The 13,294-nt window shown below is 55.5% G+C and carries 14 protein-coding genes; 11 read left to right on the forward strand and 3 right to left on the reverse strand.

The window, feature by feature from the left end; translation table 11 throughout:
• Window positions 1-26 precede the first annotated feature (26 nt).
• The 3 genes from E8E68_RS09235 (at window position 27) to E8E68_RS09245 (ending at window position 1,951) form a co-directional block, all read left to right on the forward strand.
• A complete protein-coding gene (locus tag E8E68_RS09235; RefSeq protein ID WP_266029802.1) occupies window positions 27-491 on the forward strand; it encodes an SRPBCC family protein in 465 nt (154 codons plus the stop codon).
• A 58-nt stretch (window positions 492-549) separates the two neighbouring features.
• Window positions 550-945 carry a nuclear transport factor 2 family protein gene (locus E8E68_RS09240; RefSeq protein WP_019470806.1) on the forward strand — a complete coding sequence of 132 codons (396 nt, stop codon included), beginning with the start codon at window positions 550-552 and terminating at the stop codon, window positions 943-945.
• A gap of 97 nt (window positions 946-1,042) precedes the next feature.
• A complete protein-coding gene (locus E8E68_RS09245) occupies window positions 1,043-1,951 on the forward strand; it encodes a LysR family transcriptional regulator (RefSeq protein WP_280340814.1) in 909 nt (302 codons plus the stop codon).
• A gap of 38 nt (window positions 1,952-1,989) precedes the next feature.
• On the opposite strand, the gene E8E68_RS09250 is transcribed toward E8E68_RS09245, so the two are convergent.
• The gene (locus E8E68_RS09250; protein WP_266029807.1) at window positions 1,990-2,943 is read right to left on the reverse strand and encodes a LysR family transcriptional regulator; all 954 of its coding nucleotides are present in this window, start codon (window positions 2,941-2,943) and stop codon (window positions 1,990-1,992) included.
• 188 nt (window positions 2,944-3,131) lie between these two features.
• On the reverse strand, window positions 3,132-4,493 hold the full coding sequence (locus tag E8E68_RS09255; RefSeq protein ID WP_280340816.1) for an MFS transporter: 1,362 nt from the start codon (window positions 4,491-4,493) through the stop codon (window positions 3,132-3,134).
• Window positions 4,494-4,600: 107 nt separating this feature from the next.
• Here E8E68_RS09255 and E8E68_RS09260 point away from each other — a divergent pair, with 107 nt between their 5' ends.
• The 4 genes from E8E68_RS09260 to E8E68_RS09275 all read left to right on the forward strand — a co-directional run bounded on the left by E8E68_RS09260 (window position 4,601) and on the right by E8E68_RS09275 (window position 7,964).
• Window positions 4,601-5,497, forward strand: a complete 897-nt coding sequence (locus E8E68_RS09260; protein WP_266029811.1) for a LysR family transcriptional regulator — start codon at window positions 4,601-4,603, stop codon at window positions 5,495-5,497.
• Window positions 5,498-5,622: 125 nt separating this feature from the next.
• Complete coding sequence (locus tag E8E68_RS09265; protein WP_280340820.1) at window positions 5,623-6,576, forward strand: alpha/beta hydrolase; 954 nt, start codon at window positions 5,623-5,625, stop codon at window positions 6,574-6,576.
• A 23-nt stretch (window positions 6,577-6,599) separates the two neighbouring features.
• On the forward strand, window positions 6,600-7,334 hold the full coding sequence (locus E8E68_RS09270; protein ID WP_266029815.1) for a pirin family protein: 735 nt from the start codon (window positions 6,600-6,602) through the stop codon (window positions 7,332-7,334).
• A 24-nt stretch (window positions 7,335-7,358) separates the two neighbouring features.
• Window positions 7,359-7,964 (forward strand): isochorismatase family protein, encoded by a 606-nt coding sequence (locus tag E8E68_RS09275; RefSeq protein ID WP_266029817.1) that lies wholly within the window; start codon window positions 7,359-7,361, stop codon window positions 7,962-7,964.
• 80 nt (window positions 7,965-8,044) lie between these two features.
• On the opposite strand, the gene E8E68_RS09280 is transcribed toward E8E68_RS09275, so the two are convergent.
• Complete coding sequence (locus E8E68_RS09280) at window positions 8,045-8,968, reverse strand: LysR family transcriptional regulator (protein ID WP_266029819.1); 924 nt, start codon at window positions 8,966-8,968, stop codon at window positions 8,045-8,047.
• A gap of 172 nt (window positions 8,969-9,140) precedes the next feature.
• Between E8E68_RS09280 and salA the strand changes: the two genes are divergently transcribed.
• The 4 genes from salA to E8E68_RS09300 all read left to right on the forward strand — a co-directional run.
• A complete protein-coding gene (gene salA, locus E8E68_RS09285; protein WP_266029821.1) occupies window positions 9,141-10,427 on the forward strand; it encodes a salicylate 1-monooxygenase in 1,287 nt (428 codons plus the stop codon).
• Window positions 10,428-10,635: 208 nt separating this feature from the next.
• Window positions 10,636-11,400 (forward strand): SDR family NAD(P)-dependent oxidoreductase, encoded by a 765-nt coding sequence (locus E8E68_RS09290; protein WP_280340823.1) that lies wholly within the window; start codon window positions 10,636-10,638, stop codon window positions 11,398-11,400.
• A gap of 178 nt (window positions 11,401-11,578) precedes the next feature.
• The gene (locus tag E8E68_RS09295; protein ID WP_280340824.1) at window positions 11,579-12,526 is read left to right on the forward strand and encodes a transporter; all 948 of its coding nucleotides are present in this window, start codon (window positions 11,579-11,581) and stop codon (window positions 12,524-12,526) included.
• Between the two features lie 84 nt (window positions 12,527-12,610).
• Window positions 12,611-13,294: thiamine pyrophosphate-binding protein (locus E8E68_RS09300; RefSeq protein ID WP_280340825.1), on the forward strand; the 684-nt coding region annotated here is incomplete at its 3' end.

A 13,294-nucleotide genomic window follows, 5' to 3' on the forward strand; every position in this document is an offset into this window, starting at 1 on the left:
TAATTCAGAAGTAAACGGAGTCTGTCATGATTAATGTAGGTCGTCGTATTCAAGTAAACGCTGAACCGGACGCAGGCGGCGTGCGCCTTGACCGTAGCCAGGTGTGGGAAGGCCTGGTCAGTAAAGCGCGCAATGCCGTTCCTTTTGTATCGGCCATCACCGAATGCAACATCGTCGAGGACAAGGGCGATCGCTTTATTCGTGAGGTGTTGTTGCACGGCGAACGCCTGCAAGAGCTGGTCATCCTCACCGAAGAGCAGCAAGTCGAGTTTGTGCGCCTGTCTGGCAACGCACGCGGGATCATCAAGAACGTCATCGAAGAAGAAAACGGCGAACTGTACCTGCGGTTCACCTTCGATTTTTCCTTGTCGGGCGCGAAGCCTGGCAGCGAGCAGGAAACTGCATTTGCAGAAGGGATGCAGAAGTCTTATCTGGGCGCTGTGAAGAGTACCTTGGATACCATTCGTAACAAGGTCAAAAAGGCCGCCTGAGTAGCGGCAACCTGATGCACGCTCAAAAACAACAACAAAAAATGAGGATTGCCTTGCGATGAAGCATGAACTGACTGGTATGTTTGAAGATGTAGACCGGATGTCTGTCGATGGTTTTTTGAGCTATCTGACGGATGATGTTGTATTTCGTTTCGGGAATGCCCCAGAGCTCCGCGGGAAGCAGGCTGTCAGGGAGGCAATCGAGCTGTTTTTCAGTGGTATTGCCGGCCTCAAACACGATCCCCAAGGTGTTTGGAGTGAAGGAGATACCACTGTCTTACGTTTCGATACGCACTATACCAAGCTCGACGGTGTCATCCTGTCCGTGCCGTGTTGCGTCGTTGTACAGTTTGATGCATCACGTTTGATCCACGACTATCGAATTCACATCGATATTTCATCACTGTTCAGTAAAGCCTCTGTCGACGCGGTGTTATTGCAGGCGACTGCGTAATTCACCGAGTGGTTGCACCGCGCTTGTCGGCTAGAGTCCACGAATGCTTTGCCGGCTCGCGCGGTGTTTTGGTTTTGGCGCACCAGAAGGCGTTGTGATGAAAGACTTGAACCTTCTCTATACCTTCGAAGCGTTATGGCGGGACCATTCGGCTTCCATAGCGGCCCAGAATCTAGGGGTCACCCAGGCGGCGGTGAGCGGTTCGCTCAAACGCTTGCGCAGCGAGTATGGCGATAGGCTCTTTACGCTGGTAGGTCGGCGTATGGAGCCGACGCCGTTCTGCATTCACATAGCACCCAGATTACTGACCTCACTGGCCATGGTAAGAGAAGCTGCCTGCCAGATGCCCATGTTTGATCCGCAAAGCTGCGATAAAGCGTTCACGGTACGCATGCGTGATGTCGGTGAGGTGGTCTGCTTGCCTGCCATTGTCAGCGAACTCGCGCGTGTAGCGCCTAAGGCGCGCATCCACACTGTGGCGGCGGGGATGGACGAAACCCTGAACGGCCTATCCACCGGAAGGATTGATCTGGCGCTGGGGTTCATGCCAACGCTTCAAACCGATATTCATCGAACGGCCGTCTTCTCGCAGCATTATGTTTGCGCCATGCGCAAGGATCATCCATTGGCGCAGGGGGGCTTAACGCCAGAGGCTTTTGCTATAAGTGAGCATTTGCTGGTCGAGTCTGGGGGCAGTGGCCATCTGGCGCTTGAGCGCGCCATGATCGATGCCGGAGGGAGGGACTGCATCAAAATGAGAATTCCCCAGTATCTGTCAGGTCCTCACCTGCTGCTGGACTCTGACATGATATGGACACTACCCAATGCACTGGGTAAAACCTTGGCGCAATTCTATCCGCTCGTAATATGGCCTCTGCCCCTGCAGGTGCCATCATTCGAGATCGATCTGTATTGGCATGATCGGTTTCACCGCGACCCACAGAGCCGATGGTTCAGAGAAATGGTGGGCGGCGTACTGCGCAGCCAGCAATCGGTCTGGCAATGACAGGATTTTTCCAGGGCATATTGACACTGCCCTCCAACCTACGTGGACTTGACCCCGTCGCTGTGTAGGCTCAAAGGAGAGTCCTCGGCCGTGAAAATGTGGGGCAGATGCAGGCTCAGGTAGTCGATCAGGCTACGGACAGAGGGCAGCATGCCTTTGGGCTTGGGATAGAGTAAATGGATGATGTGCGTTGCACCGGTCCAGGACGGGATGACCTCCAGATCCTTTGAGTTGACAGATGCCGCAGCAATGGGTTCGGGCAGCAGAGCTACTCCGATGCCATTGACCGCAGCTTCCAGTTGCATGCGTAGGTCGTCAGTGATCAATCGCGGTTGATGACTGATCAGCACGTCTTCACCCTCGTGATCTTGTAATAGCCATCGTCCCACGCCATCGTGGATGTCACCCGGGCGAGAGAGCGTCTCCAGGCCAGACAGGCCGTGTGCAGTTGCAGGCCGTCCCACACGATCAAGGTATCGAGGGCTTGCGACTAAAATCTTCCGAGAGGTTCCCAGACTTTTCGCAACAAGGCCTGCGGTTTCCTCTATTTTTGCCCGCGACCGTAGCGCCAAATCAAAGCGCTCTTCGAACAAGTCGACCTCCCGGTCCACCGCGCTCATCTCCAAGCGGACCTTGGGATACTTTTCCATATAGCCTGGGAGCAGAGGGGCCAAGTAGGTCTGCGCCATTACTTGCGGGCAGCTCAGCCTCACCAGCCCGACGGGTTCACGCCGCAGGTGCTCGACACTTTCATAAGCAGTGTGTGCCCCCTCAACGACAGGTTGGCTGAGGGCATAAAAATGATGACCTGCCTCGGTCAGCGAGACCTGACGGGTCGTCCGGTGCAGCAGCCGTGCGCCCATTCGTAACTCCAGGTGGGCCACATGCCGGCTGAGAAGCGTTTTTTCGATCCCGGTTGCGCGAGACGCTGCAGAAAAACCGCCGTGCTTGACCACCAACACAAAGTAATACAGGTCGTTCAGATCTTTCATGCATCACCTTTTCCTGCAATCGAACGCCCCGTTAGAGAGTGAGGCCGATCGCTGGAGTGAGAGGAGTCGTGGCGCCTGTGACGGCTACGCGGACTGATGGCGTAATGATCAGTCACCCAAGGAAGGGGATAAAGGCGTCTGGGTTGAAATGACTGTTCCATCAGTGGAGCAGTCATGGCCCTAATGGCTTACTGAGCTTCGGAATGTGCCGTCACTGTTGAAGGCGCTGGATCGCGTTCTCGCCTATCTAACCAGTAGAGGGTGCAGAGCGTGATTGCAGCCGCGGCCACTGGAGCAGCCAAGCAATGGAAGAAGGCCTGGGCATTACCGGCTGCGGCGATGACCCACGCGCCCATCATGGAACCCACAATCGAACCGGAACGGCCTACCGCCATTGCCCAACTGACGCCAGTGACGCGAGCGGTGGTGGGATACAACGTTGCTGCCACGAGATTCAGACCATTCTGTGCACCGGCGATACCAAAGCCGATGACAAACACCATCGCGGCCAACTGATAGGCATCCCCCATCATGTAGCCAGTAATCGCAACGACGACTGCTGTCACCGAATACGCAACTGCTAGCACTGGGTAAGGCCCTGTACGGTCCATCAGCATGGCCATGAGGAGGGCGCCAGCTGTTCCGCCCAGGGGCACCATGGCACCGATGCGTGATGCATGAGCAATATCGTAACCTGCATCTTTGAGCAGCGTTGGCAGCCAACTGCTGAGCAGGTAAAAGACAAACAGTGAGCAGAAGAACGAGAGCCACAGCAGCAGCGTGCGAATGGCACGGCCCTCGATAAAGAGATATTTGACCGGCGATCTTGCCTGGTCATGATCCTGGTCACCGCTGATCGTGATGTCGCGCCAGCTAGTGCGAGTGATCCGCTCGACCACTCTACGCAGGCGTTCTGCATGCTTGGCTGATGAGGCCATGAACTGGACAGATTCTGGCATCAGCCACGCCAGCAGCGGTAATAGCAGCAAGGGTAAAATACCGCCCAGGATTAACACTGAACGCCAGCTGTATGCAGGTATCAGGTAGGCGGCCAGCACGCCGCCCAAAGCGAGTCCAGCGGTGAAACCACTCCAACTCAATGTCACGAGGATCATTCGGCGTCGCTTTGGCGAATATTCGGCACTCAAGGCTATGCAGGCGGGCATCGCTCCGCCCAAGCCGACGCCTGTGACGAAGCGCAAAATTGTCAACGATTCGATGGTCTGGGTGTATGCGCTGGCGAACGTCGCCAGCCCGAACACCAATATGGAAATCAGCAAAACACGCTTACGCCCGACAGCATCGGCTATTGGGCCCAACATCAGGCTGCCGACCATGAGCCCGAACAGTCCGGCGCCGAAGACGGGTGACAACTGGCGGGGCCCTAACCCCCATTCTTCCCGCAGAGAAGGCGCGATATAACCAATGGCCGCGGTATCAAAACCGTCGATAAGAACAATGATGAAGCACATGGACAGGGTTGCGATCTGGTAGGGCGAAATCTTGGCACGATCGATGATTTCGCCAATTCGGATGGGCGTAGCATTCATGGGTACGATCCATATTTTTATTTTTTGAGTAGACGGGATCGTCGCTAACCGTTTTAAATAAAGGAAGCTAATTCTATTTATGTAAACTATCCGTTTTGGTTATACCCATGCGAACCGATCTGAATCTGCTGCGCGTTTTGCTTGCCGTATACGAAACCGGCAACGTAACAACAGCCGCCAAGCGGCTTGGCATGAGTCAACCAGCGGCAAGCGCTGCGCTGGCGCGTTTGCGTCATTCCTTGGGTGACCCATTGTTCATTCGCGCCGGCAATGCGATGGAGGCCACCCCCCGTGCACAAGGCATCATTGAGCACACACGTGAAGTCATCGAGATTATTGATCGTGACATCCTCATCGGACCCAGCTTCGACCCCGCTACCAGCGAACAGGAATTCGTTTTCTGCCTGAGTGAGGTAGGGGAGGTAGTGTTCCTGCCGGCGTTATTCCAGAGCCTGCGACGGCTTGCACCCAGTGCCCGGATACGCACCATCAGCCTCGCACCTGATGAGCTTGTGGAAAGTCTTCATGAAGGGCGGGTCGATGCGTTGTTGGGTTATTTCCCCGATTTGATTACGTCAAACATTTACCAGCAACGGCTGTTTTCACACGATTTGGTCTGCCTGGTACGACTCGACCACCCCTTGGTGGGCGAACACCTGACGCTTGACACTTTCAGCAAGTTGGAGCATTTGCAGGTTCGAGATGGCAGTCGTCGCCAGGAAATGTACGAAGCCCACTTGGGCAAGAGCGGCGTTCATCGCAACATCGTGCTGCAGACATCTCATTACATGAGCGTGCCCTCGATCATCGAGCAATCGGACCTGATCGTCGTTCTACCACGCACAGTTGCCAACATGTACATTCATCACCCGAATGTACGAACGGTGGAGCCCCCACTGGCGTTTCCGCGCTACGACCTCAAGCAGTACTGGCACGCCCGCTATCATGAGGCACCACGGAGTGTGTGGTTGCGGCGATTGATCTCGACAGTGTTCAGCGAGTAATGAGTCACTTTTGACCGTCTACAGCGACTGGTGCATAGTCGCAACAGCCTTTGGTGTTTTCGCCCCTAGTCATCCCCGCTCATCACTTCTAACGTCATTCGATTAAATGAATCGGATGAATTCGGATGTTGCAAACGGAGCACTTAAAAACACTGTCGGGACTTGGATCCGTACACGATGCCCCCGGTTTGTCTGAGGGTTTTACCGAGGTGTTTGAAAGTTATCAGGTGCCTGCCAACGGAGTGGACTTGCACGCCGTCATAGGCGGCGAAGGCAAGCCATTGCTGCTACTGGGTGGTTGGCCGCAGAGCTGGTTTGCCTGGCGCTACCTCATGCTGCCCTTGGCTCGCCACTACACGGTGATCGCTGTCGATCCCCGCGGTGTAGGGCTTTCAGAAAAACCTTCAGAGGGCTATGACTCCATAACCCTTGCCCAAGACATGTTTGCACTCATGGATGCGTTGGGTTACGCCTCTTTCGCCATGGCAGGCCACGATATCGGCATGTGGACAGGCTATGCCATGGCCCACGACCAACCCGGGCGAATCGAGCGCATTGCGTTGGGTGAGGCGCTAATCCCAGGGGTTTCACCTTCACCGCCTTTACTGCCAGATCAACGATGGCTAAGTGACTTCCTTTGGCATTTCAATTTCAATCGGGCTTTCAGCGTCAACGAGCTGCTTGTCAGAGGGCGTGAAGAAATCTATTTCGGCCATCAGTTCGCTACCAAGGCCGGTTCGCCTGACGCCGTGCCCCGTTACGCCGTTGACCATTACATAGCGTTGCTCAAGCGTGATCCAGAAGCGCTGCGAGCGAGCTTTGACTATTACCGCGCCATTGATCAGTCGATCCCGCAAAACCGGGAGCGCATGGCAACGCGTTTGACTCTACCGGTGCTTGCGTTTTCCGGCGCGCTTGCATGCGGCGACAGTGTTGACGCAGAGCTGCGCACAGTGGCGGCCAATGTCGAGTCCGTCGTCATCCCGGCGTGTGGTCATTACCCTGCAGAGGAGCAACCGGATGCGCTGCTTGGCGCTTTGCAGCGCTTTTTCGCACCTTATGCAGATGCCCCTGCCTGAGACCCGATCCAGAGGTTGCATACATGTCTAAAGTCATTGTCCCAGTCCATCGCGCCAAGGTGGGTGATCACTTCCATGGTTACGGGCTGCGAACAGATCAGCATCTGATCTCACCCTTCATCGGGGTTGATCATTACTGGATGACCGCCCCCACTTTTGCTCCGCACCACCACGCCGGTATTTCGGCCCTCTCGTACCTGCTTGGCGATTCAGAAACGGGAATGGCAAACCGGGATTCAATCGGTACTCAAAACATTATCAGCCCCGGCGGGCTGCATTGGACTACTGCCGGGCGCGGTGTGACCCATGAGGAAGTACCGGCGCAATCCGGGAAAACCGTTCATGGTTTACAAATTTTCGTAGCTCTTGCGCAGTCGAGGCAAGGTATCGCTCCTTTCCCGTTGATACTCGAATCACAGGCTGTACCAGTGGTGAACAAGCCGGGGGCGATTATCAGGATACCGCTAGGGCAATATGAGGGCGTGCGCTCTCCCGTGGATCCTCCCACCGAAGTAACGATGCTCGATATCAACCTCGACGCAGGTGCGGAGTTACGTGTGCCCGTGACAGAGGGGCATTGCATGTTCGTTTTACCGATAGCCGGTACGGCGGAAATCGATGGACAGCTTTTCGACCGTGAAGACCTCCAGGTCCCGGTTTTCACGGCACAAGACAAAACCCAGACAATAATCTTCAAGGCGCCGCATGGTAGTGCCCAGGCCGTGCTTTTCAGCGGCCCTCCGCTACCCTTTGTGTGACTCCACCCAGCGAGGATCTGAACTATGGCTGTCGTACGATTTACCGCAGACAACGCCGCATTGCTGCTCATCGACCACCAGGTCGGTACGATGCAATTGATCAAGAACATCGACAGTGATCTTGCCGCCAAACAGTCGGTTGCATTGGCAAAAATGGCAAAAATTCTCAATATGCCAGTAGTCATTACTTCGAGTCAGGAAGATCAAGCTCAGGGCCCGATACTGCCGGAAATCGCTCAGGTGCTTCCAGATGCGTACGCAGCGAGGGTCAAACGGCCAGGCGTGGTAAATGCCTGGGAATATCCAGACTTCCACAAAGCGGTACTGGCTACTGGCCGCAAGAACCTGATCATGGCGGGGGTAACTACTGATGTCTGCCTTATCTTCCCTGCGATCGACGCTGCTCAGGAAGGCTTCGCAGTGCAAGCGGTGATGGATGCGTCAGGATCGCCCAGCTTGCTATCTGAGGAATTCGCCCGGCAGAGAATGCATGATGCTGGCGTGGTACTCACCGCCACCAATACGTTGATGGCAGAAATCGGCAAAGACTGGTCAACACCAAACGGACAGCAGTTGATTGGCCTGTTGTTCAGTGATGTGTTCCCTGCATTAGGGGCTGGCATCAAATAACGTTTGGCATCCATCCATCGGAACTCGGGGGAGGCTAACTGCTCCCCCCTAGGCGCGCATCGAGCTGCAGTCAAACCACATCACGAAATCGCCACCCTCTGCTGGTCTGAAAACAGGTCAAACATCGTTTGGCGCAACCACCGATTCGCCGGATCCTTGTTGAAACGTTCATGCCAGAACAGGTTGATCTCGATATTTGGCAATTCAACCGGGGGTGGCAACATACAGAGGCCGAACGGTTCCTGACAACTGATCGCAAAGCGTTCCGGAACTGTTGCGAGGAGGTCCGTTCGCTGAAGTATGTGTCCCACCGCCACAAAATGCGGGACTTCAAGGCGGACATTGCGCGCAACGCCAGCACGCGCGTAGAAGGTGTCCACCTCACCATGCCCTGTGTTGGCAGCTACCACCTTTACGTGACCGTAACTGGAGAACGCTTCAAGTGTCAGTGGCTGTAGCGTGGCAGGGTGACCAGCACGGCAGAGGCATACGTAGCGGTGATGGAACAGCCTGCGCTGAAAAAAACCTGCTTGCAGATGAGGAAGCAAACCAACCGCCAGGTCGACAGTACCATTTTGCAGCCCCTCGGCGACGGAATCAGAAGTGTTTCTCAGTGTGCTGATGGTGCACCCTGGGGCTAGCTCAGCCAAGGCATCCATCAACGCAGGCATGAAATAGATTTCGCCGATGTCCGTCATGGCCATGGTGAAGCGCCGGTTGCAGGTCAAAGGATCGAATGTATTTTGTCGGACAAGCGCATCGCGCAGCGTTTGTATGGCATTAGTTACCGGCCCAGCCAGATGCAACGCATATGGGGTCGGCGCCATGCCTTTGGAGGTCCGTACGAACAGTTCATCATTGAGCGCTGTGCGCAGGCGCTTGAGTGCGTTGCTCATTGCGGGCTGGGTCAGTGCGAGATTTTCTGCGGCGGTCGAAACCTTGCGATCTATGAGCAATTGGTTAAAAACCAGCAGCAGGTTCAGGTCCAGGTCGCGTAGTTCCATGATGCCGTTACTTTCCTAACCGTCGATGGTTGAAGGCAATGCCGGGTAATCGGGCTGCCAGGTACATTCACAAGCGTGATGGGCATTATACCGGTCACGGCATTTATAAATAACATCACAGCAGCAATCATCTGGGAGCTCCAATAACAATCATTCCCAGGGGTATTTAGCTATGCATGACTCATCTTCTGCCTTGCGTGTCTCGATTATCGGTGGCGGTATTGCCGGCATCGCCCTCGCTCTCAATCTTTGCCGACATACCCACCTAAGCGTTCAATTATTTGAAGCCGCCCCCGCATTTGGCGAAGTGGGCGCTGGCGTTTCGTTTGGCGCTAACGCGGTCAGAGCAATCGCGGGCTTAGGTATTGCAGGGCATTACCGAAAGATCGCTGATTGCACACCCGCTCCATGGCAAGACATCTGGTTTGAGTGGCGCCTTGGCAGCAATGCCCACTATTTGGGTAACAGCGTTGCGGAGGGGGTCGGCCAGTCTTCGGTCCATCGCGCTGATTTTCTGGATGCGCTGGCCCGGCAGTTGCCATCGGGTATTGCTCAGTTTGGGAAGCGTGCGCAACAGGTGATTCAGAATGAGGAGGGGGTTCGCGTAACGTTTTCTGATGGTAGTAAGCATCACTGTGATTTGTTGATCGGCGCCGACGGCATCAAGTCATCGATTCGTGACCATGTACTGCAGGGCTTGCAGCAACCCTTGGTTTCACCCCGGTTCAGTGGTACTTGCGCCTACCGCGGCCTTATTGACAGCCAGCAGTTACGCCGCACCTACCGGGCGCGCGGGGTCGATGAACACCTACTGAATGTGCCGCAGATGTATCTCGGCCTGGATGGTCATATCCTTACCTTCCCTGTCAAACAGGGGAGGCTGATCAATGTGGTCGCATTCACCTCCAATCGTACCCATTCCGAACCAACCTGGCCGAGTGATGAGCCTTGGGTCAGGACTGCAAGTCAAACAGAAATGCTGCAGGCGTTTGCGGGCTGGGGCGATGCAGCACGCATCCTGTTGGAGGCTATTGCGAGCCCATCGTTATGGGCACTGCACGACCTCCCAGAGCTTCCAGGTTACACGCATGGGCGCGTGGCCGTGATCGGCGACGCGGCCCATGCAATGCTGCCGCATCAAGGTGCGGGCGCTGGTCAAGGCCTAGAAGACGCCTGGCTACTCGCGCGCCTACTTGCCTACCCACAAGTGGTCAACAAGAATCCTGAAGCTGTGCTGGAAGCGTATGACGCCGTACGCCGTCCACGCGCCTGCCGTGCCCAAAGAACGTCGTGGGAGGCGGGCGAGCTTTATGAGTTTCGTAACCCTGATGTATTAGATAACCAGCAAATGTTGGGCAAAGCGCTGAGCGAGCGATTCGACTGGCTATGGCAGCACGATATGCACGTCGATCTACTTGAGGCTATGAAAATCCTGGGGTTGCATGTCCAGGCAGCGTGATATCTGAAGGGAGCGGACCAATGTATAAGTCCACTCAATACCGGCTCAGCCCTGATGATTATTGGTGCTCACACGCAACAGTGTTTAGTGATTTGCTCGACTAGTCATCCAAGTGGGCAAGTCCCTAAAGTTTACTCAAATATCGACTCCATAGTCTTTTTTTAGATGTTGCGCCTGAAAATATTCAAATAACAACAAGGAACACGTCATGAGCGATCGTTTGAAAGGCAAGGTCTGCATTATTACGGGTACCGGTGGCTCAATGGGCCGAGCTGCTGCGCTTATGTTTGCTCGGCAGGGCGCCAAGGTTGTTGGCTGCGATGTGTATCCGGAATCTGCCGAAGAGACAGTGGAGATGGTCAGAGGAGAGGGCGGCGATATGGTCTCCCTCAGTCGTTGCGACCTGACCGACCCAGCCAGTTGTGCCAAGCTGGTTGATCTCGCTGTATCAACCTATGGCCGTGTGGACGTGCTGTTTAACAACGCTGCAATGGCCTATTTTGGATGGATTGATCAGATCTCCGATGACGACTGGCACCGCACCATCGATCAGGAAGTGAACCTGGTCTTTCACATGGTGCGGGCCGCATGGCCTGAACTGATCAAGTCGCCGGGTGCGTCGATCATCAATACGGCGTCTGTGTCAGCGTGGTCCACATACAAACTGCTGCCCGGGATTGCCCACTCGGCGGCGAAAGGCGCCGTGCTGTCCATGACTCGCCAGTTGGCGCTGGAGGGGCGAGTCCATGGACTGCGGGCCAACAGCATTTCCCCCGGCCTGATCGAGTCCAAGCAAACCATTCCGCTGCTCCAAGATCCCGTATGGGCCGAGACCATGGTAGGCAAGGTCATGCTGGGGCGCATGGGGAAACCGGAAGAAGTCGCTGCCACGGCGCTATTTCTGGCCTCGGATGAGAGCTCCTTCATCACCGGTACGGATATCCGCGTGGACGGCGGTACTACTGCCTGGTAGCGCTCAAGCATGATGGCTGCGGCATTCTCATTAAGCCGAGAGTGCCGCGCCCAACTGAAGTATTTCCCCCGAATCCGAGCAAGTTACCTGGCACCAGGAGGAACACTGCTGCCTGAAATGAAGCATCCACTACATGAATCTTCGTAATTAAAACAACAATCCATACGAGATCATCTTTATGCTGCGTGCCCCTGCGTTGCTGACCGGCAACCGTTTCCCTGTTTTTTGTGCAGCCGCCACCCTGCTGTTGAATGCCCCCGCACACGCGACTGAATATAACGGTACTGCTTACCCTTTAGGCCTGGACACGGTACTGGCTGGCCGAATGCCACCGCCAGGGCTGACGATCTTTCTCTACAGTTCTGCGTATAAGGCAACAGAGCTAAAAGACGCAAATGGTCATGAACAGTCGGGTATTGAGGACTTCAGCATCAGCTACGAGGCTCTTGCCGTCTGCCTTGATTACGTTTACAGCGACTACACCCTATTCGGTGCAACAATCGCCAGCCGAGCTGCGCAGCCTTACATCAGCGGCCAAGTGAGTTGGTACACGAACACGCCTCAGGGCCGCGTGCGCTATAGCGGCAAAAGCGCGGGACTTGCCAATCTTGCATTTACCCCATTGTTCATGGGCTGGAGTTCGCCACGCGTTCACCAGATGCTGGGTGTGGATGTCTACGCCCCCACAGGTTCGTATGACAAAGACCGCCTGTTCAACGCCGGGACGAATGTGTGGTCGTATTCGCCTTGGTATTCGATCACAGCCAACCCAATCGATGAACTCGAGATCAGTGCAAAGATGCTGTACATGATCAATGAGAACAACCGTGAGACCGATTATCGATCGGGACGGGAGGTCAACGTCGACTACCACTTGGGCTACAGCGTAAATGAGCACTGGCAAGTGGGCTTGAGCGGCTATCTGTACAAACAGGTCAGCGATGACGAGCACCAGGGTGAGTCGGTGGGAGAGAACGGCAACCGTGGGCAGGTCGCTGCATTTGGCCCGGTGGTGAAATACCAGACGCCAGAATTTGGAGTCGTCCTGAAGTGGCAACATGAAGCGCTGGTGGAAAACAGGGCACAGGGGGAGCGCATCTGGTTGCAGGCCGTTTTATTGTTCTGAGGCGCCACACGCCTGGGTCAATCAAGGGGGAGCACCCAGTCCCCATTCGTTTATTTCCACAACAATCTCAGAGAGTGAACTGATATGACCAAGGCCGCCGATGTCGTTGTGCAATGCCTGGAAAACGAAGGTGTCGAGTATGTGTTCGGCATTCCCGGTGAAGAAAACCTGGACCTGTTGGAATCCCTGCGCAAGTCGAAGATCAAGCTGGTACTGACCCGTCACGAGCAGTCCGCCGGCTTCATGGCTGCCACTTATGGCCGCCTCACCGGCAAAACCGGCGTTAGTCTGTCGACCCTTGGCCCTGGCGCGACCAACTTGGTGACCGCCAGTGCCTACGCGTACTTGGGTGGCATGCCGATGATGATGATCACCGGCCAAAAACCGATCAAGAAGTCCAAGCAAGGCCGTTTCCAGATCATCGACGTGTGCGGCATGATGGACCCCATCACCAAGTACACCCACCAGTTCGCCTCCGCCGACAACATCCCGGCGCGTATGCGCGAAGCGTTCCGCCTGGCTGAAGAAGAAAAACCGGGCGCCGTGCACCTGGAGTTGCCTGAGGACATCGCGGCGGAACAGACCGACAGTTTGCCGATTCCCCCGAGCCTCCACCGTCGCCCCCTGGCGGAACACAAGGCCGTCGAAGCCGCTGTAGAAAAACTGCAGAAGGCTCGCAGCCCGATCCTGGTGATCGGTGCCGGTGCCAACCGCAAGATGACCGCCAAGGTCCTCAAGCAGCTGATCGACAAGACCGGCATCCCGTTC

Source organism: Pseudomonas sp. BN607 (assembly GCF_029871175.1).
Lineage (GTDB): Bacteria > Pseudomonadota > Gammaproteobacteria > Pseudomonadales > Pseudomonadaceae > Aquipseudomonas.

What these genes read in the sequence shown, in the direction of transcription:
- E8E68_RS09235 (WP_266029802.1), top strand. Translation starts at nt 27, where the DNA reads ATGATTAATGTAGGTCGTCGTATTCAAGTAAACGCTGAACCGGACGCA.
- E8E68_RS09250 (WP_266029807.1), bottom strand. Translation starts at nt 2,943, where the DNA reads ATGAAAGATCTGAACGACCTGTATTACTTTGTGTTGGTGGTCAAGCAC.
- E8E68_RS09255 (WP_280340816.1), bottom strand. Translation starts at nt 4,493, where the DNA reads ATGAATGCTACGCCCATCCGAATTGGCGAAATCATCGATCGTGCCAAG.
- E8E68_RS09265 (WP_280340820.1), top strand. Translation starts at nt 5,623, where the DNA reads ATGTTGCAAACGGAGCACTTAAAAACACTGTCGGGACTTGGATCCGTA.
- E8E68_RS09295 (WP_280340824.1), top strand. Translation starts at nt 11,579, where the DNA reads ATGCTGCGTGCCCCTGCGTTGCTGACCGGCAACCGTTTCCCTGTTTTT.
- E8E68_RS09275 (WP_266029817.1), top strand. Translation starts at nt 7,359, where the DNA reads ATGGCTGTCGTACGATTTACCGCAGACAACGCCGCATTGCTGCTCATC.
- E8E68_RS09280 (WP_266029819.1), bottom strand. Translation starts at nt 8,968, where the DNA reads ATGGAACTACGCGACCTGGACCTGAACCTGCTGCTGGTTTTTAACCAA.
- E8E68_RS09240 (WP_019470806.1), top strand. Translation starts at nt 550, where the DNA reads ATGAAGCATGAACTGACTGGTATGTTTGAAGATGTAGACCGGATGTCT.
- E8E68_RS09290 (WP_280340823.1), top strand. Translation starts at nt 10,636, where the DNA reads ATGAGCGATCGTTTGAAAGGCAAGGTCTGCATTATTACGGGTACCGGT.
- E8E68_RS09270 (WP_266029815.1), top strand. Translation starts at nt 6,600, where the DNA reads ATGTCTAAAGTCATTGTCCCAGTCCATCGCGCCAAGGTGGGTGATCAC.
- E8E68_RS09260 (WP_266029811.1), top strand. Translation starts at nt 4,601, where the DNA reads ATGCGAACCGATCTGAATCTGCTGCGCGTTTTGCTTGCCGTATACGAA.
- salA (WP_266029821.1), top strand. Translation starts at nt 9,141, where the DNA reads ATGCATGACTCATCTTCTGCCTTGCGTGTCTCGATTATCGGTGGCGGT.
- E8E68_RS09245 (WP_280340814.1), top strand. Translation starts at nt 1,043, where the DNA reads ATGAAAGACTTGAACCTTCTCTATACCTTCGAAGCGTTATGGCGGGAC.